The following is a 22,058-nucleotide window of genomic DNA, read 5'->3' as shown; positions in this document are numbered from 1 at the left end:
GCTGTCTGCGCAGCCAGCCAGTGCGGCGAGGGTAATCACGCCTCCCCGACTCAGAAGACGACGTCGAGAGAGAGAACGCGTTGTATTCATGAATCAAGCATTCGTCGGGAGGGCAAATAACGCCACTCGTTACCCGCTTACAACATCCGGGTCATACCCCTTCATCATACACAAATTGCGAGAAGCCGATCAGCGATCGTTCTGAACGTATGCGACTGGGTCGTCGGCTGTGGCCGTATTCTCGAATGGAGCAGCCTCCATCATCGGCCGAAGCTGCTCCTATGACCCGCTCCGCACGCAACTCTCGCCAAAGCCCCCTACGTACGGTCCAAGGAACATTCCGGCGATGGCGATCTGGATTGGATGGTTCCTGATTCCGACGCTCGCGTATGCATCTCCCGGGCAGTTTCCCGACACGATGGAACCTCCTCAAATCAGCAGATTTCGTGAACGACCGGTGAACCAATCACGGTCCTACTACGAGCGACGCTATTAGAAAAAAAGGAGAACACTCACCGTCTACTGTCGACGACCTTCGCCGCCGTCAGAATAGGATCCCAGGTCGTATTGAACGGTGGTGCGTATGCGAGGTCGTAGTTGGACAATTCGTCGACGGTTATCCCCTCGGTTACGGCACTGACCAGCGCGTGACTCCGGTGGACCGCTCCCTCGCCATACTCGGAAACAAGGCTGCCACCGAGGACTCGACCGGACGGTCCGTCGACAGTAAGCGTCACGCGGACGGTTCCGCCCTCCGGGTAGTAACCTGCCCGTGACTTGGCCTCGATCGTTTCCGTGACGGGGTCGAAGCCCGCATCCCGTGCCGTCTCGTGATCGAGGATACCCGTTCTGGCGGCCTCTACCTCGAACGCCTTGACCGCCGCCGTCCCGGCGACTCCGCCCCCCTCCGTCGGCGTACCGGCGATGGTTTGGCCGATGGCTCGGCCGTGTCTGTTGGCCGTCAGCGCGAGCGGGACGTACACCTGTTCACTGGTGACGACGTGTTCGGCCTCCGCACAGTCACCCGCTGCATACACATCGGGCAGATTCGTCTCCCGATAGGCGTCGGTTGCAATCGCGCCCGTCTCGCCGAGTTCGATCCCCGCATCCTTTGCGAGATCGGTCCGAGGGCGGACGCCCGTCCCCACGAGGACCATCTCGACCGGGACGCGGTCGTCTCCGGTGACGACCGCTTGTACTGCATCGTCACCAGCGAGTTCGCGTACTTCCGCGTTCAGGTAGATGGCGACGTTCTGCTCGTTGAGGTGGTCGAAAACGGCCTCGCTGGTGGCCGCGCTGAACTGCTTGAGAATCCGGTCGCCGCGCTGGAAGAGATGGACCTCGAATCCATTCTCGGCGAGCGCCTCGGCCATCTCGACACCGATGTATCCCCCACCGACGATCCCCACGGGTCCGTTGCACGTCTCCAAAAACTGGCAGGCCGGGCCGCGGTCCGGTTGTTGGAGCTCACCCTCTGAGCGGGCCCGCCCAACGTACTCGCGGAGGTCCTTGCCGTCGGACATCGATCCAAGGGTGTAGACACCAGTCCGATCGAGGCCGTCAATCGGTGGGGCAACCGCTTCCGAACCCGTCGCCACGAGCAGGTGGTCGTACTCTTGGACAACCTCGCCGGCGTCACTCCGAGCCGTGACGGTCCGGTTCGAGGGATCGATGTCGACGACCTCGTGCCCGATCCGGAGGTCGATGTCCCGGTCTTCGCGAAATTCCTCCGGGGAGACCGATACGAGATCCTCTAATGACTGTATTTCTCCTTTGATATAGTACGGGAGTCCGCAGGCACCGTACGACACCCATTCGCCCTGCTCGAAGACGATTACGTCCACATTGGGGTCATCACGCTTCGCTTTACTGGCTGCTGACATCCCGGCGGCGTCACCACCAACGACAACGAAAGTAGACATAGAAACTGCAACGGACGACCGGATAATAAACGCGTCTCGCGTGTGTGGCGCGATTCCAGTGTCGGAAGCGTCCGTGCAATCGAATCGAACCGCCGGGAGACCTTCTTTGTCGTCAGTGTCATCGAGAGAGATATGGCTGACTTCGATGTCCTCGTGATCGGCGGTGGAACGGGTAACAACGTGGCTGCAGCGGCAGCCGACGCCGGGCTGGAGACGGCACTCGTCGAACCGGGTCCGCTCGGCGGGACGTGTCTCAATCGGGGATGCAACCCCTCGAAGATGCTCATTCAGGCCGCCAACGCGGTGAACCATGTCCGCGACGCCGGGAAGTTCCACGTCGACGCCACCCTCGACGCTGTCGACCACACCGCCGTCGTGGATGAGATGGACGAGCTGCTCGGCGGCATCGCCGAGGACATGGAAGCGCGCTACCGCGAGAAAGAGAACCTCACGCTGTTCAAGGAGCGTACGGAGTTCGTCGACGAGAGGACAGTCAAACTCGACGGTGAGGCCGTCACAGCCGAGAAAGTAGTCGTCGCCGCCGGAAGCCGACCGATCGTGCCGCCGATCGACGGTCTCGATGACGTGGAGTACCTCACGAGCCAAGATGCCCTCTACCTCCGAGAGACGCCGGAAAGCCTCGTGATCCTCGGGGGCGGGTACATCGCCGTCGAGTTGGGGTACTTCTTCGACGCGATGGGGACGGACGTGACGATCGTCGAGATGATGGACTCGCTAATCCCTCGTGAAGACGGCGACATCGCCGAGGCGTTCACCGACATCGCGGCCGACCGCCACGAGGTGTACACTGGCCACCGAGTGACGGCCGTCGAGGAGGCGGGTAGGGGGTACGCCGTCCACGCCGAAACCGAGGCCGGCGACGAGACGACCGTCGAGGGGAGCGAGGTGCTGGTTGCCCTGGGGCGCCGGCCCAACAGCGATACGCTCAACCTCGAGACGGCGAATATCGATGTCGACGACCGGGGGTTCATCGAGACCGACGAATACCTGCAGACCACCGCCGAAAATGTCTGGGCGCAGGGCGACATCGCCGGCAATGCCCTGTTCAAACACTCCGGAGACTACGAAACCCGGCACACGGTCGCGAACGTTGTCCACGGGGAGTCGCGAGCCATCGACCTCTCGGCGATGCCGCACACGATCTTCACAGAGCCACAGATCGCCGGGGTCGGGGCGACCGAAGAGGATCTCGACGACGAGGGCACCGAGTACGTCGTCGGACGTGCTGATTACGCGGATTCGGCGATGGGCCGGGCGAAGAAGCTCGATCACGGGTTCGTGAAGGTGCTCGCCGCACCGGACGGCGAAATTCTGGGCGCTCACGCCATCGGCTACGAGGCCTCAACGCTACTCCACGAGGCGGTCCTCGCGATGCGGACTGGAGCGACCGTCGACGATGTCGCCGGGGCGATCCACGCCCACCCGACGCTGAGCAAGGTTGTCGAGTCGGCGTTTCAAGATGTCCCTCTCTGAACAGCTCCATCGGACGGCGCATCTCGGCACCCACTTGTAGATGGTATACCGCCTCAGTCGATGACAGGATGACGTTGAAAACGTTTCAGGCGCGGTTAGCTTCGTTATTCGAACTCGGAACGAATCTTCGAGCCGCAGCCATCGATCTGTTTTCACAGGAGTTCTCCTATTCGACGGGGTACTTCGCTACGATACTGAACGGCTGTCTATTCGCGCCGTCGTTGCTTACCTTCTGGTTCGTCAATGGTCTCATCGACTTCTCCACCGCCATCACTATCGGTGCGGTCGCCACACCCGCCGGCCTACAGATACGACTGCTCGCATACGTCCTGCTGATTCCGACATTCTTCCTCCTGAGGGTCAGTATCCATCTGCTCCACCCGACGCACCGGCAACAGATTCTGGGGGGATCGTGTCCAAACGCACGACTGTTGAGCCTCGACTGGTTCAGTATGGGAATTCTCGCGACGGGGCTCCCGCTCGCGTTACAGGACATCGGCCCATGGGTGGGGATGAATATCGCGTTCCTGCTGGGTCTTTTTGTCCTGCCACGCGCTCTCTCTGCCCAGCGAGGGAGACTCGTCAAGCTCATCGCGATTGGCCTCGGCGTCGCGCTGTTCCTCTATGCGAAGTACGGGCAGGCGATGACCGTGCTACCGCCACCACAGATGGTCCTAGGCCCAATCGCAACGTTCGCACTCGGAGACAGGGCTACAGAGTGGCTCCTTCGGCTGGTCAATAGCTTCCTCTTCGGCCCCTTGGTCGTGGGCACCTTCGGGGTGTTCATGAACCATGTCCTGACGCGTCCGGAGCTCACCGAGATTCCACTTCTCCGTCACACGCTCCCCCGACGCGATCCTGATGCCGTCGTCGCGACGAGCGCAGCCCTGGGAACTATATTTTATTTATTAGTCGTCTTGGCGGCAACCGGACACGCCGTTCTGGTACCGTAACAGCCAGCGAAAACTCAAGGACGGATTACAGCTCGGCTGCAAACCCCGTCGCACGTTCCTCACCCAGTTCCATCAGCTCCTGAAGGAACGATGGGTTCCGATCGACCTTCGTCGAGCAGTGGTACGCCCGTCCCATCTCAATCCGTCGAATCCGGGTCTTGGAGAAGTCACTCTCTGGGAGGTGACCGGCATCGATCCAGTCGTTGACACGCTCGATCACTCGCAGTTCCTGGTTCAGCGAGATGTTGCCCGCGAGTTCGTTGCGGCGGTCGGCGATCTCCTCGAGGGAGGTGGGCTCGCCTTCGCGTTCCTGCGGGTTGATCTGGATCACCCACAGCTCGTCTGGCTTGCGGGCGGCATCGCCCGTCATCAGATCGTCGATCGGAGGATTCTGGCTGAACAGTCCGTCCCAGTGGTAGTGTCCGTGAATTTCGACAGCCTCGAACAGCGTCGGAACTGCCGCAGAGGCAAGGACGGCGTCGGGCGTGACCGCTTCGTTGGTGAACGTCTCGAAGACACCGGCGTTGATATTGACCGTGCCGACGACGAGTTCCGGCACCTCGCGCTTACAGAGATCGGGAACCTCCTCGAAGTCGATGTGTCGTTCGAGGACCTGCCTGATCCGTTCTTTCCCAAGTCGTGATCCAGGAGCAAAGTATGGACTGACCTGAGGCACCGGAAGCCCGCTCGCCTCGATCCGTGAGAGCCCGACGACCCACTGGTTAGTCATCCGATCGGTGAGGTCATCGGCCGCGAGATCCTCCCAGAGCGCGTCGAGCAGTTCGACCGCGCGCTCTTCGCCCTCGGTGACGAGTCCGTACCACGTCGCGAGGGCGTTGAACGCACCCCCCGACGTGCCGCTGATGCCGACGAGTTCGTACCCATCGTCCCACTCTCGAAGGAGCTCTTTCAGTACGCCGGCAGTGAACGCCGTGTGGCTGCCGCCGCCCTGGCACGCGATGGCGACCTTGGTGGGCGCATCCTCACTCATAGGTCGTGGTGTAGCCGCCGTCCCAGAGCAGGTCACCACCGTTGAGGTGTTTGCCGTGGCGCGAGAAGCCGAATACGAAGAGGTTGGCGACCTCGACGGGAGTCATCATCTCTTTCGTGCGGGCCTGTCCGAGCATCACGTCCTCGACGACCTCTTGCTCGGAGATGCCACGCTCCTCGGCGGTGTCCTCAATCTGGTTCACCATCAGCGGGGTGAGGACGTACCCGACGCTGACCGAGAACCCTCGAAGCATCCCCTCACCCTCGGCGGCGATCGACTTCGTGAGTCCGTTGAGACCGTGCTTGGCGGTGATGTACGCGGGCTTGTCCTGGGTCGCGTAGTGGCCGTGCACGGAGGACATGTTCGCAATCGCACCGACCCCGTCGTCGGTCTCCCGAATGTGAGGCATCGCGAACTTGGCGGTCAGGAACGGGGCCCGAAGCATGATATCGAGAAGCAGGTCGTACTTCTCCATCGGGAACTCGGGAATCGACGCGATGTGTTGCATCCCGGCGATGTTCGCAACATAGCGCAGCTCCCCGTGGTCGGCGGCTGTGTCGATCATCGTCTCGACGTCTCCGTCGTCGGTGAGGTCGGTCGGAACGGGGTGGATCGTGCCCGACGCGTCAACGTCGTCGGCAAGATCGACCGTCTCGTCGAGTCCGTCCTCGTCGATATCGGCCCCGACGACGGAGAGCCCGTTTGCTGCGAGTGCGACCGACGTAGCCTGACCGATCCCGGAGGCGGCACCCGTGACGACAGCGACGGTCTCCGGACCGAAGTGGGGGTCATCGAGCACGAGAAGGTCGCTAGCAGTCACCTCCGGTTCTGAGAGGTCGAACGTGTTGGTAGACATGCTCACACAGTAGTACGTCGACAGCGCGTAAAGAGGTGTGTCGAGCGTGTAACGCAAGAGCAACGCGGGTCAGCGTTCCTTCGGGACGACCGGTCGTTCACCTCTACGCGAGCAATTCGCTCGCGAGCACGATCACGCCGACGATGGCGAAGACGACGCCGAGCGCCGGCTCCATGATTTCGCTGGGAACGTATTTCCCAACTCGGGTGCCGATCGTCCCGCCGATGAGGACACCAGGAATCGACCACGCGACCACGTACCAGACGGGCGTCGCAGCGAGCGCGTGGACGGCGGCACCGGCGATCGCAGCCACCGCGAGCACGAACACGCTCGTCGCGATTGCCACCCGTGGGGGCAGGCGACACCGGACAATTAGCTGGGTAGTCGTGATCTCCGGGAGGCCGGCGCTGATTAGCCCCGTAATGAACCCGCCAGCAGTCGCCAGACCGAGGCCGGGCGGACGCCAACAGGTGTCGTAGGTGTACGTTTCACCATCCTTCGTCTCGATGGTCGTCGTTCCACGTCCGGTGTTCTTCTTTTTCAGGAACTCGCCCTCACACTCGCCCGGGACGCACTCCTCGGGCGGGTCGTAGTATACGAGGAACGCGCCTAGGAGGAGGAGACCGGCACCGAACGCGATCGTGAGGAGCGCCGTCGGCACAACGTGGGCGGCGAGCGCACCGACCACGACGGCCGGGACCGCCCCGATCAGGAGCCACTTTGCCGTGGCGTAATCGACGACCCCTTGTCGGACGTAGTTTAGCAATCCGTTGCCCATTCCAAATACCTCTGTCATGAGTCCCGCTCCGATCGCCTGCGAGGGGGACAGCCCGACGAGTAACATGAAGAACGGACTGAAGAACAGCGCCCCGGAGACACCTGAGGCGAGCGCGACCATCGAGAATACGATGGAGGCTGGGAATACCCACCAGTGGGCGAGGAACTGGTCGACTGGAAAGCCAGCCGGGACTGGAAGCGATTGTAATGCGACCGTCCCAAGCTCGATGCCAGTCCCCACTCCGAACAGCGGCAGGGTGAACACTCCCGACAGTCCGACAACACCACCGAATGCGAGAACGGGAGACCGTTTCATGCTCGGAGCCTCCAGTGGGAGTGTCGTTTCTTCGGACACATGAGCGGCTCAGGTTGCTGGCAATCCTGAGCCCAGAGAGGCAGTCCACCGTTAGAGTTACTGGTATCACCCATCCCCGCCATCTATTCGAAGAGTGCCGACACGGTTTCCTCGTCAGGGGTCCAGCCGACGAACTCGCCGCCTTCGAACGGGAGATCGACGGAGGCGATGTAGTTACACAGCCCCACGTAGAAGTCCACGAGCAGACCGAGGGCAACGATATCGCCAGACGAGTAGTGACGGGTCAGGGCATCGTGAATCTGGTCGGTGACGGTTCCCGACTCGACTGCACGGGCGTACTGGAGCAGGACGAACTCGGCGTCGTCGAACACGGAGAGGTCGTTCCCTCCGATGGCTTGCATCTCCTCGATCGTGACATCCTTGTCGCGAGCGATGGCGACGTGCTGGTGCCATTCGTAGCGAGCCCCACGGGCGCGGGCCACGGTCAGAATGACCAGCTCCTTGCGTCGCTGGCCGAGTTGGTCGTACAGGACGTTCAGGTACTCCAGCGTCGCCTCAAGGACTTCCGGGTTGTGCGCCCACGCCCGGAAGATGTGGCGATCGCCGAGGTACTCGTCGGTGAACAGGTGGTGATACTCCTCTGGGATGTCGTCTAATTCGAGTAGCGGGAGTCGGGACATGTGTGTCTGTGTAGTATGATGGCTGTAATCCTGGGCCTTGGGGGGACGTTCGCTTCGTGTCGTGACTCGGTGTCCTCTTAGGCGAGGATGCCAGCGCCGAGGAAGGCGCCGAGAACGACGCCGTAGATGACGTGGACGGTGCCGAACATCATCATCATACCCTTATCGGTTCCATCCCGATGACCATCCGCATCCAGAACATCATCCCCCCGATCATGAGGACGATGCCATAGACGAGCCCGAGACCGATGGCGACGCCGATAGAACCGAGACTAAGCCCGATCAGCGGAACGCCGACGGCAAAGACGGCGCCGGCAACGATACCGTAGATGAAGTGTAACGCCATCCCGGGCATCGCGTAGTCCTCGGGATCGCCACCAGCGAACTTCGCGACGAGGCGCGCCGTCGGCGGCGGTCCGCCATCTCCCATCACCATCATCGCGATGGTCATAACGATCGTTGCAACCACGCCGCCAGCGAGTCCGGCAATAACTGATGCCATGAGTTCAGTTCTATCAGACGCAAGGTATCTACAAAACCACGATGCGGGCGTTGAAGAGAGACGCACACTCGCGAAAGTGTCTGAAAACGTCGACACGGAGAGGTCGATAGCTCCCGATGCAGAGACAAAACGAAACAGAAAGAATTGGGTATCGAAAATCAATCGACCTGTGCTCGCGTGGCTGGGCAGTACCGGTATCTCGGTCAGGGTTGACTATTACATGCGGAGTCAATAACTGAATATGACCGAAGAGGAGACAGACCCCGTGCTCTATCCAAATCGAAGAGATTCGCCCACCTCAGCGGAGGGCGTGTCGCGTCGACACTTGCTCGCCGGGAGCGCAACTGCTGGAGCCGTCGCGACAGCGGGATGCATCGGCGGAGACGGTGGTGGCGACACCGCCAAACAGCCGACAGTGTTCGTGTTCAACACTGGCGACGGCACAGTGAGTCTGATCGACCTGAGCGTGACGAACTCGTCGACACGCGTGCAATCAGCCTCTCGTCGTCGTTTCCCTCGAACCAATACACGCCGGGCCTGACTGACGAGGCAGACGACTCGCTATGGCTCAACGTCGGACGCGGAGTTCGGGGCCTTGCGGTCGGGTCACTCTCGGAGACGGCAGCCGTCGAGACTGAGTCCGGCGCGAACTGGCTCGAACAGACGCCCGACGGGAGCCACGTCATCGTCAGCGCCAGAGAACCCAGTCATACCCAGTTCCGACTCGACGCCGATCCGACGGCAGAGACGTTCGGCGAGGTGACTGCCGAAATCGACCGGACTCCGGAAGGTGGACGCGGTGACAGGGACGGTCCTGGCCCGTGTGACATCACCATCATCCGGATGGGAACTACGCGTACGTCCCGGATCTCTTCGGAGACACGCTAACCGTCCTGTCGATCGACCCGTTCGAGATCGTCACACAAATCGACGTAGAACCAGTTGGAGATGGTCCTGCTCGTCCGTGGATGGGAACTGTCGCACCGGATGGACGAACCTTGCTCGTCGAACACAACGAGGCCAATGGGGGTAGTGAGAGTATCTGGACGCTGGACGATCCAGCCGCACCGAGCGAGATAAGGAGACTGACGGTCGAAGACGGATTCGGACGACGTCCGTTGACCAGCGAGATCGGCCCGGACTCCGAGATAGGATACGTGTTCACGCCGGGCTCGAACGACGTGACCGTCGTCGACCTCACCGACGGGACTGTGACCACGCGACTCGACCTTGGTGGATCAGCATTCGTCGGGACGTGGGACCCCTCACGGACGAAGCTCTACGTACCCGTCCAGACCGCCGACGAGGTGGCGGTGATCGATCACGAGCGCAGGGAAGTAATCGAGCGAATCAGCGTCGGGCCGAGTCCGTACGGAGCGACTTCGGCTCAGGTCCGGCCACAGAGCGATCCGTCGGCTTCAATGGCTCTCGCAATAGCTCGACTCGGCATTTCCGCCGAGCAACCTGAGACGACCTACTGTATCGGAAACTGCGCGTGCGGCCATCGATTGTAAGGACGCCTACGATTCCCCAGTGTGTCGGGCGACAAGGGACTTTTGCTATTCGACTGAGACACCGTACATATGGCGTCAGATTCCACAGAGCAGCACGAGTACGACGTCGTCGTGGTCGGCGGCGGTCCCGCCGGAATGACGGCAGCTCTGTACAGCACGCGACTTGGACACGATACGGCTGTCGTCAGTCGTGGTGGTGGACGGGCGGCGATGATGCAGGAGGTCCACAATTTACTCGGCGTGAAAGAAGAGACGAGTGGAGCGGAATTTCTCGGAATCGGTCAAGAACAACTCGAGGGGTACGGGTGCGACATCCACCGAGACATGGTCACGACCTGTTCGCGGCCCGATTCGGACGGCATCCGACTATCCGGTAACAGCGCAGAGTACGAAGCCGACCGTGTCGTTCTCGCGACCGGGTTCAACGACGTTCGGCCGGAGCCGCCATTGCCGCGGACTGGCCAGGGCTCCACTATTGTCTGCACTGCGACGCCCACATGTTCGTCGACAAGTCGGTGTACGTGATGGGGCACGCCGAGAGCGCCGCTCACGTCGCGGCTATCATGCTGAACTTCACCGACGAGGTCGACTTGCTCACCCGAGGTAACGACCCCGAGTGGAGCGAGGAAACCGCCGAGATGCTCAAAAACCACCCGATCGACGTCGTACACGACGACGTCTCGGGCGTCCAGAACGGCGAAGACGGCTGGCTGAAAGCCCTCGAGTTCGAGGACGGGAGCGTTCGTGAGTACAAGGCGGATTCGCCATGTACGGCGCCGAGTACAACAACGGGCTCGCCAGGGAGCTCGGGTGTATGATCAACGACGACGGCACGATCGAGATGGACGACCACGGACGGACATCGGTCGACGACGTCTACGCCGTCGGCGACTGTACGCCGGGGCACAATCAGATCCCGGTCGCGCTCGGTCAGGGTGCGAAAGCCGGGATCGACGTACACTTCCAGCTCCGAGATTTTCCCCGAGATCCCGACCTTCTCAAGGAGCAAGGCCCAGTACGCTCCGAAGAGGTTCCCGGGATTCCGGACGAACTGCTCGAACAGGCCGTCGACTTCCACACGTACGGAAAGTGAACTGCGTCCGTCGAACGCTGCCACCGTTGGTATCTTGACCGGTTCACGGTAGAGGCGGTGGAAGCGGGCAACCCTTCGATAGAACGTTGGCACAATCCGTCCGGAGGTCGGCAACTGGCCGATCGTTGTAACGCAGCCTGCGCAAGCGCACGTGGTACTCGTCCGACCTCGACGTACGCAGGAGCGCCTACCTCGTCGCCGGAACCAAGGTTGGCCAGATGAGGGCCGGTTCGAGCTAATTAAACAACCGCTCGGTCGGGCCGAACTATCGTTCCTCTATACGCTTCGGGTGAATACAATAAGTAACCAACACCGTGTGTGTGCAAGTCACACGATCGCTCAAGCGTTAATCCGATCTCACCCGTTCTGTTCACTAATGGGATTCACTCGACGTCAGTTCGTCGCAGTAGCTGGACTCAGTGCGCTCGCGGGGTGTACCAGCGGTGCAGACCCTGGATCTGAGGAAACCCCGACCACGACAGCAGAGTCGAGTGCCGCCGGATCAACGTCGGTCACCGACGGAGGCGTCCCGACTGCCGAGGAGACACTGATACTGCCGATGGATCCCAGCGATACTGCCGATGGATCCCAGCGAACTCGAATCACTCGCGGTCTCGGGGGGACCACCCAAAGACGGGATTCCATCTATCGACGATCCGTTGTTCGTCGGATCTGACGACGCCGATTTCCTCGAACCCGGTGATCCCGTGTTCGGCGTCGCACTGAACGGTGATATCAAAGCATACCCACAGAAGATTCTCGTGCAACACGAGATCGTCAACGACCGCCTTGGAGATCTCGCTGTCGCGGTGACGTACTGTCCGCTGACCGGAACTGTCCAAGGATTCGAGCGCGGGGAGACGACCTTTGGCGTCTCCGGCCGCCTGATCAACAACAATCTCGTCATGTACGACCGGGCAACTGAGGCCTGGTGGCCCCAGATTCTCGCTACGTCGATACCTGGGCCATGGAATTCGGCTCCCGGAACCAAATCGCTGCGGGAGTTCAGACTCGTGTGGACGACTTGGGAGCAGTGGCAGGATCGCTATCCCGATACACAGGTCCTCTCGACGGAGACGGGATTCGCAAAAAACTACGGTAGAGACCCGTACGGTCCTACAATCCGCCCGGAGTACTATGCCAACGAAAACACGCTCTTCAAAACGCTCGAAGAAGACGACCGATTCAGCCGCAAACGCGTGTTCATGGGTGCCCGGACTGCAGACGGAGCCGTCGCGTTCGACAAATCGACGCTCCTCGAGGAACGGATAATGACGGGCGAACTGAGCGGGACGCCGGTAGTCGCAGTCGCCGACCAACGCCTGGATACCGGATACGTCTACCTGAACCCTGACGAACGGACCGTCACGACCGACGGCAGTGCGGTGCTAGTTGGGGATTCCTCGTACGAACCGAATGCCCTGCCGCTCGCGGGGATCCACACGTTCGATGCGATGTGGTTCGCCTGGCACGGATACTACCCAGACACCAATGTCTACGCGTAACAACGTCCCTTTCGGGCGGCTCGGAGCAGCGGTCTCTCGAACGATTGCAGCCGCGACGGAGGTCTTCCGCCGCCCTGATGCGACGCTCGTCGTCGTCGGGACGGCGGTTGGATATCTTTTGATCTATCTATACGCACTTGGGCACCTCGCACCGGGTATCGGAGGGTTCGACGTGACCGTCGTCTCTGGAGCTCTCGAGAAGTTCTTCCAGCCGGAACTCGGTCCGTTTTCGTTCACTCCCGTCGCTCGCGTGTCGGTCGGCCCAGTGACCTACTTGTTCTCGCTCAACACGGTTTTAGGTCTCGGTATCGCCAGCCTGGTCGGTCTAAACCTCGGTCTTACGTATCTCGCGTGGCGCCAGCCAGCGGCCTGCGGAATCGGGTCCTCGTCGTCCGGATTCCTCGCGAGCATCCCCGCCGTTCTGTCGGGAACTGCCTGCTGTGGACCAGTCGTCCTCATCGTCCTCGGAATCCAAGCATCGGGCATCATCGTGACAGCATTCCAGTTCCTGTTGCCGATCGCCGTTGTGCTGTTGGTCGGGAGCCTCGTCCTCGTCGGTCGGCAGATCGATCCGGCGAGGCTCTAAGTAGAATTCTACTCAGTGTCTTATTGAACAATACAGAGAGAATAGTTATCAGATAGTCACGCTAAACTACTGGATGATCAAATCATCAGCAATAAGCCGAGGTACCGGGACTGGCATTGGAATCGGTCTCGCTCTTGGTGCTGGAATTGGTATTGCAATAGATAATATCCCCGTCGGAATCGGAGTCGGGTTCGTCCTTGGAGTAGCAATCGGCAAGTCGTGGGAGAACCGCCAAGAATAGTCCGCGAAGCTGGCACACTTACTTTGCGGCTGTGTCAGCAATAAAGATGTTGGGCTAATAGAATTTCAACAAAGCCGCCGTTTTCACTCCTGATAGATTTTCCACTGAGGGTCCTCTGCATCAGTCTTGACGATAGCCTCGACCTTTTCTCGACTCAATGAATCGATAAGTGAGGTAGCCCCGTGGACCCAGAATTTTCTCGACTCAATGAATCGATAAGTGAGGTAGCCCCGTGGACCCAGAATATGAATGCTCCCAATAGATTTCGTCTCACCGCAGCCGGGTCATTCGGTGTGTATACATAGACCTGTCCGCCTTCTTTGAGGATCCGCCGCTGTTTGTCAACTACGCCGAGGTCGGCAAGATGGTTGAGATGCCGGGAGACGACACTTCTGTCATAATCAATCTGCTCAGCAAGCTCTGCTACGGTCTGTTCGCCACCTTCCATAACACAAAGACAAATGTCCAACTCGGTTTCGGACATATCGAAGACGGTCCGCATCAACTGGTTGAGCGATGGTTCGCTGACGCCAATATTTTCGTCACTAACCCGCGTCATCGCTGTGTCGCAGCAAATTATCCCTTCCTGACCGATACCGAGGTTACCGCAGGAGTCGCATTCGAAAAGCGTAGCCGAGGAAACTTCGTTTGTCATAGTACAGAACGAGAGCGCCGACTCTCATAAGTCTCGACAACGATTGTTCGTGCGGTGGACAAGCATATCGAGCGATATATGGCCGTTATGTGTACCAGATTGCGTGCGAAAATCAGTGATCTGCCTCGTGTGGATTCCGTTCGGTTCCGTACCACTCGGCATGGTCCGTATACTCGATGAACCGTGGAGCGTCAGGATCGAAGGGCCGGTGGAGCGACTCGAAAGCCTTCTTTTTGTCCCACGACTGGAGACCTCCGATTGCTGAGCGGTCTTCTAGGTCGTGGTAATCGAGGTCTGGTTCGGTGAGTTTCCACGCCTTCAGTCCCTGTTCGGTTCGGATGATGACGCTGGAGTATTCGTCACTCGAACCCACTGAGCCGACGGTCAGATCCGCGCAGTAGCCGGTGAAGTCCGCACACTCATCACAGCCCTTCAGCGCTGCACCGTGGAATTCCTCGATGTCCTCTTTGAGCATCATCTCACCCCTCTTGTCGTAAACCATCATGTCGCCGTGGAGAACGTCCATCTTACCGATGTCCGTCGGATCGATACCACGTTTCTCTTGGAGTTGCTCGCCGATGAGACGTTCGTAGTTGAAATTCTTCGTACACATTAGAGCGATCGTATACTCGATCGCCCTGACTCCCTCCTCTTGGCTGGCGTAGTCCCAGTCAAAATCCTGCAACGCACGAATTCCCTCGATTTCACAGGGCGTTCCGACGAGCGCCAACGAGAGCTCTCGAGGATCTTTTTCGGGGAATTTTTCGCGCCACCGATCGACATTGAGATTACCGAGCGCCATCGTCTGATTGTAGAAACTCCCCGCGTTTTCGATGAGTTCCGTAGGCGTAGTGGCGAGCAGACTTTCTGCCTTCCAGGGTTCGTCTTCGCTCTCGGTAGCGATGAGTGCGCCGTCGATCTCGTCCGCCTCCAGTAAGTGGAGAAGTACACTCGTCACGAGCCCACCGTCTTGGGCTTTCTTCTGCCATTCTTCGTCGACCTTCGCCGAAAACTCCGTGATCGTATCGCCAGCACCCGAGACGTTGTCCTCGCCGCCAGTGATCTTCCACTGCCGTTCGTACCTGAGTCCCCCGCGGGGCAGAAGTCCCAACAGAGCGAACAGCCTGTACACATCTTGACAAGTTCTGGTAAGTCGTCTTCACCGATACCGATCGAGTCTGACGGGCAGGCGGCGACACAGGTACCACACTGAATACAGCGTCCCTCGTCGATAACGGCCTCATCGAGTTCCATGAACCACGTCTTGTCGTCGGGTTCCTCGATGTCGTTCATCTCGCGACGAATCGAGTAACCAGGTGTATCAAGATCGACACCGTCAGGCACCTGTACACGTCTGCCCGAGCCTTCTGGGAGATATCCTGGCTCTTTCCCTCGGCCGGCGTTTTGAAAGTCAAGTTGATCAGATTCCCTTCGCTGTCGACGTTACTGGGACGGGCACCCCCGTCAGCAGCAGCTGGACGATTCCTGCAGTCACATCCCTCGTTACAGCTGCAGGAGACACCATCGGTGCTGGCGTCGGGAACGCCGGGAAGAGGACCACTCTCGTCAGTCCCCATGGGCGACACCTCCGGAGACGTTCGCGTCAGCCCGTTGCATGATACTCCGGAGCCGGGCGTTGCTGGTTCGTCGGGTCCACTCGTAGAAGCGTTCGGCCTCAGTGCGTTCGTCGCCAAAGACGTCAAACAACTGCTGGAGCGCAGGTACGACAGCGCGGGCGGGAACCGCGTGCTCGACCCAATCGAGGAATTCGTTGTTCGGACCGAGGCTCCCGCCGAGTCCGAAATCCATCCCCTCGACGATGTTGTCGCCCTCTTCGTTGGTCGTTCCTTCGGGATCGTCTATTTTGACGGTTTCACCACGGAACCCGATATCGGCTATTTGCGGCTGTGCACAGGAAGCCGAACAGCCCGACATGTGCATTCTGACCACGTCGAGATCGTCGGGTACGTCGACATGACGATCCAAGGAACGAGCCCATCGGTAGACACGCTTTTTTGTCTCGATGATACCGTCGGGTACGTCGACATGACGATCCAAGGAACGAGCCCATCGGTAGACACGCTTTTTTGTCTCGATGATACCGTAGTTGCAAAACTCTGAACCCGTACAGCCGACCGCACCGCGGGCGAACGGACCTGGATCGTGTTCGTACTTTCGAGCGAACGGTTCGTTTAACAGAGCTGTGAGATTGTCCTCGGGAATATGCGTGATGAGGAAGTTTTGGTCAGTGGCGAGTCGAATAGAGGTGCCTTCGGTACCGTACGTCTCGGCAGCCTGGCGACCTCGGAGAGTTCGTCACCCCCCATGCGACCCGCGATGACGTTGAATCCGATGTAGTAGAGTCCCTCTTCGCGCTGTTCGTGTACCCCCACGTGGTCGCCTCGGTACCCTCGCGTGAGATCCTGTCCCCGCGAGAGCAGGTCAACGTCACAGCGATCACGCACTGCCTCCTCGAATTTCCGTGGTCCCATCTGCTGGACGAGATATCGCATCCGGCAAACGCCCCGGTTGTTGCGATCGCCGAGTTCTTTGAACGTCTGTGCGACCGCACGGCAGAACTCGACGGTGTCCTCGGGCTGGACGAAGACATCTAGATTTGACGCCATGCGGGGTCCATCGGAGAGCCCGCCACCGACGCGGGCGTGGAAGCCGTATACTTCCTTACCGTCGACGCTCCTACGAGCCGGTATGAGGCCAACGTCGTTGATCTGCGACTGAGCACAGTCCTCCCGACAACCGGTAATGGTCATCTTGAACTTCCGCGGAAGGTTCGCGTACTCGCGGTTCTCGGTGAAAAAGTCCGAAACCGCTTCGACGACAGGCTGAGCGTCGAAGCACTCGTGTTCATCGAGACCTGCCGCTGGACAACCAAGGACGTTGCGAGCGCTGTCGCCACATCCCTGTATAGTCGTCAGGTTGACCTGGTCATAAGCCTTCCAGATGTCGGGCATATCCTCGATTTTAATCCAGTGCATCTGGACGTCCTGTCGCGTCGTTATATCGAGAAAGGCGTCCCCCCAAACGTCATTTTGCTCTTTGCCGCCGTACTCGTCGGGTGCGGTGGCGTACTCGTCGGCCACCTCACCGATGACCTCAGCTTGTTCGGGTGTAAGATATCCACCGGGCACCTTCGTACGGAGCATAAAGTACCCTTCCTGACGGCCGTGGGCATACATCCCAGCCCACTTCAGCCGCTCCCACTCGCCATCGCCTGCTCTCTCTTCAATCTCCTCAAACGAGAGGCCATCAGCCGCGTACTCGTAAACGTCCTCAATAATATCGAGAGGATGTTTCTCCTGCTTCCATTGCTCGACTTTGTTCATTGGTATCACACACCGTGACAGCTAGATTCGTACGAGTGCTGATGTATGTCGTTGTCCCCGAGATTCCTGCCCTAGTCGTGGATGGACGAATTTGCGCGTTATAGCCCGATTAGAGCCACTATAGCTTCTGAATCTCCCTTAGAAGGGCTCATGCTCACGAAAGACCAGAATAAATTGTACTCACAACCAGCAACAATGTCCGGTACAATCAACGTGGATTTTGATGACCGGCTGGCTCTGTTCGTCATCGACGATTGTTTCACCCACGCGCTGCATGCTGCACATTAGCTGAAACAACCCAATGTTTGACGATTTCAAAACGGCTGCGGTAATCCTATTCTTTCGGTGATGATCTCGGTAATCAATTAGACCGTTATATTTAGCGTTCGAGTGTCTTGTCGATGTTGTGAGTGAAATGCCTCTTAAACGAACTGGAGCAATCGTGACTTCCGAAGAGCCTGCACTCGTTCAAACTACCAATCGAATCTATAACTCCCAGAGTGATTCTACAGAGCCAAAACGGCAGTTTCTCCCTGTTTCAGCTAAGTAGAGTCAGAGTCTGTCTTTAGTCGCAATATAAACGCCACCCAGCACGAGTCCATACACTACGTGCCAGATGAGAGACGGCGGCGCGAAGTTGGGAAACGGAGGCGAGGCGGGGGAACCAACGGTGCTGAGCCAGACTGGCATGAGAAGTGCGGCCAGAACAGCCCAAGTCACGATGCCCCAAGCGAGACCGAGGCCGATGATATTGCGTGAGGAGTCGAGCTCTAGGCTGCTAGCAATCCCAGCGAAAATGATACCCAGGACTGTACCGTGAAATACGTGGACAGCTACCCCTACAGGGATATTTGGTGGCGGAGCAGCGTATACAACGACGGGATCGCCACCGCAAGTACCGCGTCGTTCATCGCGAGCATCAACACACCCATGACGATTCCGCCTGCTATTCCACCAACGGCACCCGCCTTCCAGTTAACCGACTGTGAATCGGTCTGGACTTCACGCCTAGTTTCAGTGGCCATAGTAGGGGAAACCGTCCAGTGTTCAATAAAAAGAAGGAGAGCATGTGGGACTAACCCAGAGTCCCGAAATGTTTATTAAGGTCTTCGAGCTCCTGTCGCCTAGACCCTCAGGTCGACTCGTCGGCATCCTCGATAGCGCATTGATTGTCGCGGAAGTTGGTTGCTTTCCGCAGTGCTTCGAGATTGGGTTGTTCCTCCGGGCTACGAGCTGACCACGCGTACTGGACGGTTCTGTCAGGGTCGACGACGAACGTCGCTCGCTCGGGAACATCTCGATGTCCCTCAAACTCCTCGGCCAATACGCCATATGCTCGACTGACCTGCCCGTCCGTGTCAGATAGGAGCGGGAACTGAATGTTGTTTTTCGTCGCATACTCGCGGTGGGAGTAGGCCCCATCCGCCCCTATGCCGAGGACGACCACGTCGTCCAGGAGCGTGAGCCAGTCAGCATCCCGGAGCGAACACCACTGCTCTGTACACGCCGGATGGAAATCGAATGGATAGAACACAAGAACCACCGCCCACCCCCGATCAGTGTACTCCGAGAGACCGTGCGTTTCGACCGTCCCGGCGGCCGCTCCGGGAAGCGTGAAATCCGGTGCCTCCTGTCCTACACGGATCATGTGAAATACTAACACAACTACGGACTTCAAGAAGCGGGGGGCGTGCAACAGTATCACACAGAGGCAGCGTTCGACCTACTGGTCGAGCAGAACCCAGTCATCGTCTCCGAACGGGCGGTCGTACTCGATGTCGAGTCGCTCGTAGACTGTTCGAGGGATGCTGATATCCGCAAGGTACAGCTCTCCTGTCGGTGCGTCGAGTCCTGTCTTCGGAAGTGCGAGTGTCACCGTGCGATCCGGGACAACCGCCGTTCCAAGCGGTTCGCCTGTCGTCGCGTCGATCCCAGAGGGAATATCAAGCGAGATCGTTGGCCCTGTCAATTCATTTATTCGGTCGATGAATTCGGCCGCCGGTGAGCGAACCTCACCGCTGAGCCCGTAGCCGATCAGTGCGTCGACGAGTACCGCCTGGTCGCTGGAGTTTGCGAGCGAATCGACGCCGGTGGTGAGAAAGAGTCCCATTTCGTCGAGAATGTGTACTGATGGGCAGCATCGCCACTCAGCTCTGCAGCGGGCCTGTCCAGAACCACCTGTACCGGAATTCCACGATTCGCAAGATGCCGTGCACAGGCGAGACCGCCGCCGCCATTCCCGCCGTTTCCGGCGACGATTATCGCCTCGCCGTTTCCAACGTCGCGGACGTGCCAGGCGAGTATTCGACCCGCGTTCTCCATCATCTGGAGCACCTGTAATCCGACATCCTCCACGGCGATACGGTCGACATCGCGCATCTCGTCGGCAGTCACGCCGGGCACGGCCCGTCCAGTCGACGTGCGAAATGAGTTCCGAGCCATACCCACCCAACACGGAGCAGTATCAAATACCCCGCCAGTGGTATTCGAAGCAGTCCGAAGGAATATCGAACGGGCTGTTCACAGCGGTTATTGATGTTCCCTTCTATTCTGTAGGTATGCATACCCAGGACGTCCTCCCACGGGACGCCATTCCAAGTATCGACGACCCCGTGTTCGGTACAGAATATTTTGGGGACGATGACGACGAAGTGATTGTCGTCGAGACTTCCCCTGCACGAGCGTATCCTGTACGGATTCTCAGCTATCACGAGATCGTCAACGACACCCTCGGTGACGACAGGGGACCGGGCGGTAAGTCGAACAGCTCCGGAGACTCGACAGATGGCGCACGTCCGATTGCGGTCACGTGGTGTCCGATCTGTGCGAGCGCAGTCGTCTACGACCGACGAGTCGACAACCGCGTATTAACGTTCGGGACTTCCGGGAAGCTTGCCGACGACGCCCTTGTGATGTACGATCGCGAAACCGAGTCGGAGTGGAAGCAGCCACTTGGTCGGGCAATTGACGGTCCACTCAGTGGACAAGAGCTGCCCGTCGTGCCAGCGTCGATGATGTCCTGGCAGCACTTTCGAGCAGAGTACCCGGATGGAATCGTACTCCAGCCGGTCCACGGCGGCGAGGGTGATCCCCGTGGGAACTCACCACGAGCAGTGTACAAGATGACCCCCTACGAGCGGTACGACGCTGCTGACGGATTCGGCCTGCGTGAAATGCGAGGCGAAGGACGGAAACGCACGTGGGAACGCAACGACATCGATCCCAAAACGGTCGTATTGGGGATCGTCAACGACGGTGACGCGGTCGGGTATCCGGTGCCCCAAGTACAGGTTGCGGGAGGCGTCGTTACCGACACAGTCGGAAATCTCGACGTACTCGTCGTCAGTACGGAGGGCACGATTCACGCGTTCGTGGATCCCGGATACGACTTCGAGTTGCGCAGGGGGATACTGTACGCCGATGGCGTCTCGTGGGAGACCCAGACGGGGCAAAGTGATGACGGGCGTACTCTATCTCGGGTTCCAGCACGACGCCTTTATGCGTTTGCGTGGCAGGACGATCATGGCCCGGAAAGTTTCTACGGGCTCGGGGAAATCCACTAAAAACGATTGGTTCCACCATAGCGGTCCACAGCCGCCGCTGTGAAACACTGTTGCAACCCCGACGAATCCTTATGCGTGTTTTCGACAGATATCTGAACGGGGCGTTCTGTCACACGCTCCACCCCCCACTTCGATGATGAGCGACGATTCGCGCCTCGGTGTGTGCCCCACCTGTGGTCACGACATCCACCCGGTCGACGAGTTGATCACGTTCGAGCGGTCGGATAGCTCCATCGGAGTTTTCGCCGAGTGCCCCTCTTGTGAAGAAGTAGTGGAACCAAAATAGAACCGACGACTCAGTGGTACTGTGTCCCGTCGCGAGTGTGGGAGAAAACCGAACACTGGCGCAGGTGATTATTATTCTCGGGCGTGGACACACGGTGTATGGACGAAGTCGATTTCTTGGTCATTGGCTCCGGCTCCGGACTTGATGTCGCAAACGCTGCTGCGAATCGCGGTCAGTCCGTGGCGGTCGTGGAAAAAGGACCGCTCGGCGGGACGTGTCTGAATCGGGGGTGTATTCCGTCGAAGATGCTGCTCTACCACGCAGATGTATTAGAGACAGTTGAGAGCGCTGACGAATTTCACATCGATGCTGCTGTCACCGACATCGACTTCGCGGAGATCGTCCAGGAAGTCAACGACGAAGTGAGTGCCGACGCTGACTCTATCCGGAACGGACTCCGCTCCTCGTCGCAACATGATCTCTACGAAGGCGAAGGTCGTTTCGTGGACGAACGAACAGTCGAAGTTGTCAGCGGTGAGGACGAGGGAGCCCGAATTCGAGCAGAGACTGTCCTAATCGCTGCAGGCACGCGGCCAGCAATCCCCGATATCGGTGGTATCGACGACGTGGACTATCTCACCAGCACCGAAGCGTTGCAGCTGGAAACCCCACCGGACCACCTCGTGATCGTGGGAGGCGGCTACATCGCCGCCGAGCTCGGGCACTTCTTCGGCACGTTCGGGAGCGATGTGACGATTATCGGGCGACGCCCGAATCTCCTCCCGGAGGCCGACGAGGAGGTTGCCGAGGCGTTCACCGATCGGTACGCCGATCGGTTCA

At 59.2% G+C, this 22,058-nt stretch carries 18 protein-coding genes and 4 pseudogenes; 9 read left to right on the top strand and 13 right to left on the bottom strand.

Going from position 1 to position 22,058, the window contains the following annotated elements; translation table 11 throughout:
- Positions 1-512: 512 nt before the first annotated feature.
- Entirely contained in the window at positions 513-1,922 is a 1,410-nt protein-coding gene (locus tag ATB1_RS05650; RefSeq protein ID WP_042661801.1) for an FAD-dependent oxidoreductase, read from the bottom strand.
- Between the two features lie 132 nt (positions 1,923-2,054).
- Here ATB1_RS05650 and ATB1_RS05645 point away from each other — a divergent pair, with 132 nt between their 5' ends.
- Together ATB1_RS05645 and ATB1_RS05640 are read left to right on the top strand one after the other, a co-directional pair.
- Complete coding sequence (locus ATB1_RS05645; protein ID WP_042661852.1) at positions 2,055-3,416, top strand: NAD(P)/FAD-dependent oxidoreductase; 1,362 nt, start codon at positions 2,055-2,057, stop codon at positions 3,414-3,416.
- A gap of 68 nt (positions 3,417-3,484) precedes the next feature.
- Positions 3,485-4,369, top strand: coding sequence for a hypothetical protein (locus ATB1_RS05640; RefSeq protein ID WP_042662626.1), 885 nt, complete (start codon positions 3,485-3,487; stop codon positions 4,367-4,369).
- A gap of 25 nt (positions 4,370-4,394) precedes the next feature.
- On the opposite strand, the gene ATB1_RS05635 is transcribed toward ATB1_RS05640, so the two are convergent.
- The 5 genes from ATB1_RS05635 to ATB1_RS05615 all read right to left on the bottom strand — a co-directional run bounded on the left by ATB1_RS05635 (position 4,395) and on the right by ATB1_RS05615 (position 8,491).
- Positions 4,395-5,360 (bottom strand): patatin-like phospholipase family protein, encoded by a 966-nt coding sequence (locus ATB1_RS05635; RefSeq protein WP_042662625.1) that lies wholly within the window; start codon positions 5,358-5,360, stop codon positions 4,395-4,397.
- Positions 5,353-6,216: an SDR family oxidoreductase gene (locus ATB1_RS05630; protein ID WP_042661804.1), complete on the bottom strand. Its 864-nt coding sequence runs from the start codon at positions 6,214-6,216 to the stop codon at positions 5,353-5,355. The genes ATB1_RS05635 and ATB1_RS05630 overlap by 8 nt, the downstream gene beginning before the upstream one ends.
- A 103-nt stretch (positions 6,217-6,319) precedes the next feature.
- Entirely contained in the window at positions 6,320-7,309 is a 990-nt protein-coding gene (locus ATB1_RS05625; protein WP_082256287.1) for a sulfite exporter TauE/SafE family protein, read from the bottom strand.
- Positions 7,310-7,431: 122 nt separating this feature from the next.
- Positions 7,432-7,989, bottom strand: a complete 558-nt coding sequence (locus ATB1_RS05620; RefSeq protein WP_042662624.1) for a carboxymuconolactone decarboxylase family protein — start codon at positions 7,987-7,989, stop codon at positions 7,432-7,434.
- A 154-nt stretch (positions 7,990-8,143) separates the two neighbouring features.
- Entirely contained in the window at positions 8,144-8,491 is a 348-nt protein-coding gene (locus ATB1_RS05615) for a hypothetical protein (protein ID WP_241768087.1), read from the bottom strand.
- 369 nt (positions 8,492-8,860) lie between these two features.
- Between ATB1_RS05615 and ATB1_RS22955 the strand changes: the two genes are divergently transcribed.
- The 5 genes and pseudogenes from ATB1_RS22955 to ATB1_RS05595 all read left to right on the top strand — a co-directional run bounded on the left by ATB1_RS22955 (position 8,861) and on the right by ATB1_RS05595 (position 13,189).
- Entirely contained in the window at positions 8,861-9,379 is a 519-nt protein-coding gene (locus ATB1_RS22955; RefSeq protein ID WP_241768086.1) for a hypothetical protein, read from the top strand.
- Positions 9,380-9,459: 80 nt separating this feature from the next.
- Complete coding sequence (locus ATB1_RS22950) at positions 9,460-10,005, top strand: YncE family protein (protein WP_241768085.1); 546 nt, start codon at positions 9,460-9,462, stop codon at positions 10,003-10,005.
- Between the two features lie 69 nt (positions 10,006-10,074).
- Positions 10,075-11,098 (top strand): annotated as a pseudogene (locus tag ATB1_RS05605) (NAD(P)/FAD-dependent oxidoreductase).
- Positions 11,099-11,679: 581 nt separating this feature from the next.
- On the top strand, positions 11,680-12,603 hold the full coding sequence (locus ATB1_RS05600) for a DUF3179 domain-containing protein (protein ID WP_128081408.1): 924 nt from the start codon (positions 11,680-11,682) through the stop codon (positions 12,601-12,603).
- Positions 12,590-13,189: a hypothetical protein gene (locus tag ATB1_RS05595; RefSeq protein WP_042661809.1), complete on the top strand. Its 600-nt coding sequence runs from the start codon at positions 12,590-12,592 to the stop codon at positions 13,187-13,189. Before ATB1_RS05600 ends, ATB1_RS05595 begins: the two co-directional genes overlap by 14 nt.
- Before the next feature lie 395 nt (positions 13,190-13,584).
- On the opposite strand, the gene ATB1_RS05590 is transcribed toward ATB1_RS05595, so the two are convergent.
- The 7 genes and pseudogenes from ATB1_RS05590 to ATB1_RS23800 form a co-directional block, all read right to left on the bottom strand.
- Positions 13,585-14,085: a helix-turn-helix domain-containing protein gene (locus tag ATB1_RS05590; RefSeq protein ID WP_241768084.1), complete on the bottom strand. Its 501-nt coding sequence runs from the start codon at positions 14,083-14,085 to the stop codon at positions 13,585-13,587.
- 112 nt (positions 14,086-14,197) lie between these two features.
- Positions 14,198-15,662, bottom strand: a pseudogene (locus ATB1_RS05585) (Coenzyme F420 hydrogenase/dehydrogenase, beta subunit C-terminal domain).
- Positions 15,652-17,429 (bottom strand): annotated as a pseudogene (locus tag ATB1_RS24310) (nitrite/sulfite reductase). The pseudogenes ATB1_RS05585 and ATB1_RS24310 overlap by 11 nt, the downstream one beginning before the upstream one ends.
- A gap of 552 nt (positions 17,430-17,981) precedes the next feature.
- Positions 17,982-18,454, bottom strand: a pseudogene (locus ATB1_RS24305) (DUF6789 family protein).
- 107 nt (positions 18,455-18,561) lie between these two features.
- Positions 18,562-19,077 carry a redoxin domain-containing protein gene (locus ATB1_RS05570; protein WP_042661855.1) on the bottom strand — a complete coding sequence of 172 codons (516 nt, stop codon included), beginning with the start codon at positions 19,075-19,077 and terminating at the stop codon, positions 18,562-18,564.
- A gap of 75 nt (positions 19,078-19,152) precedes the next feature.
- A complete protein-coding gene (locus tag ATB1_RS23805; RefSeq protein WP_277813209.1) occupies positions 19,153-19,539 on the bottom strand; it encodes an NAD(P)H-hydrate epimerase in 387 nt (128 codons plus the stop codon).
- The gene (locus ATB1_RS23800) at positions 19,464-19,751 is read right to left on the bottom strand and encodes an NAD(P)H-hydrate epimerase (protein ID WP_277813211.1); all 288 of its coding nucleotides are present in this window, start codon (positions 19,749-19,751) and stop codon (positions 19,464-19,466) included. The genes ATB1_RS23805 and ATB1_RS23800 overlap by 76 nt, the downstream gene beginning before the upstream one ends.
- Positions 19,752-19,987: 236 nt before the next feature.
- Here ATB1_RS23800 and ATB1_RS05555 point away from each other — a divergent pair, with 236 nt between their 5' ends.
- Both ATB1_RS05555 and ATB1_RS05550 read left to right on the top strand, forming a co-directional pair.
- Positions 19,988-20,992 (top strand): DUF3179 domain-containing protein, encoded by a 1,005-nt coding sequence (locus ATB1_RS05555; protein ID WP_042662628.1) that lies wholly within the window; start codon positions 19,988-19,990, stop codon positions 20,990-20,992.
- A 384-nt stretch (positions 20,993-21,376) separates the two neighbouring features.
- Positions 21,377-22,058, top strand: a 682-nt coding sequence (locus tag ATB1_RS05550) for an FAD-dependent oxidoreductase (protein WP_157837720.1), incomplete at its 3' end; no start/stop codon positions are given.

Source organism: Haloferax sp. ATB1 (assembly GCF_000730175.1).
The sequence above is the reverse complement of the archived record's forward strand: the minus strand, read 5'-3'. Positions and strand labels throughout refer to the sequence as shown.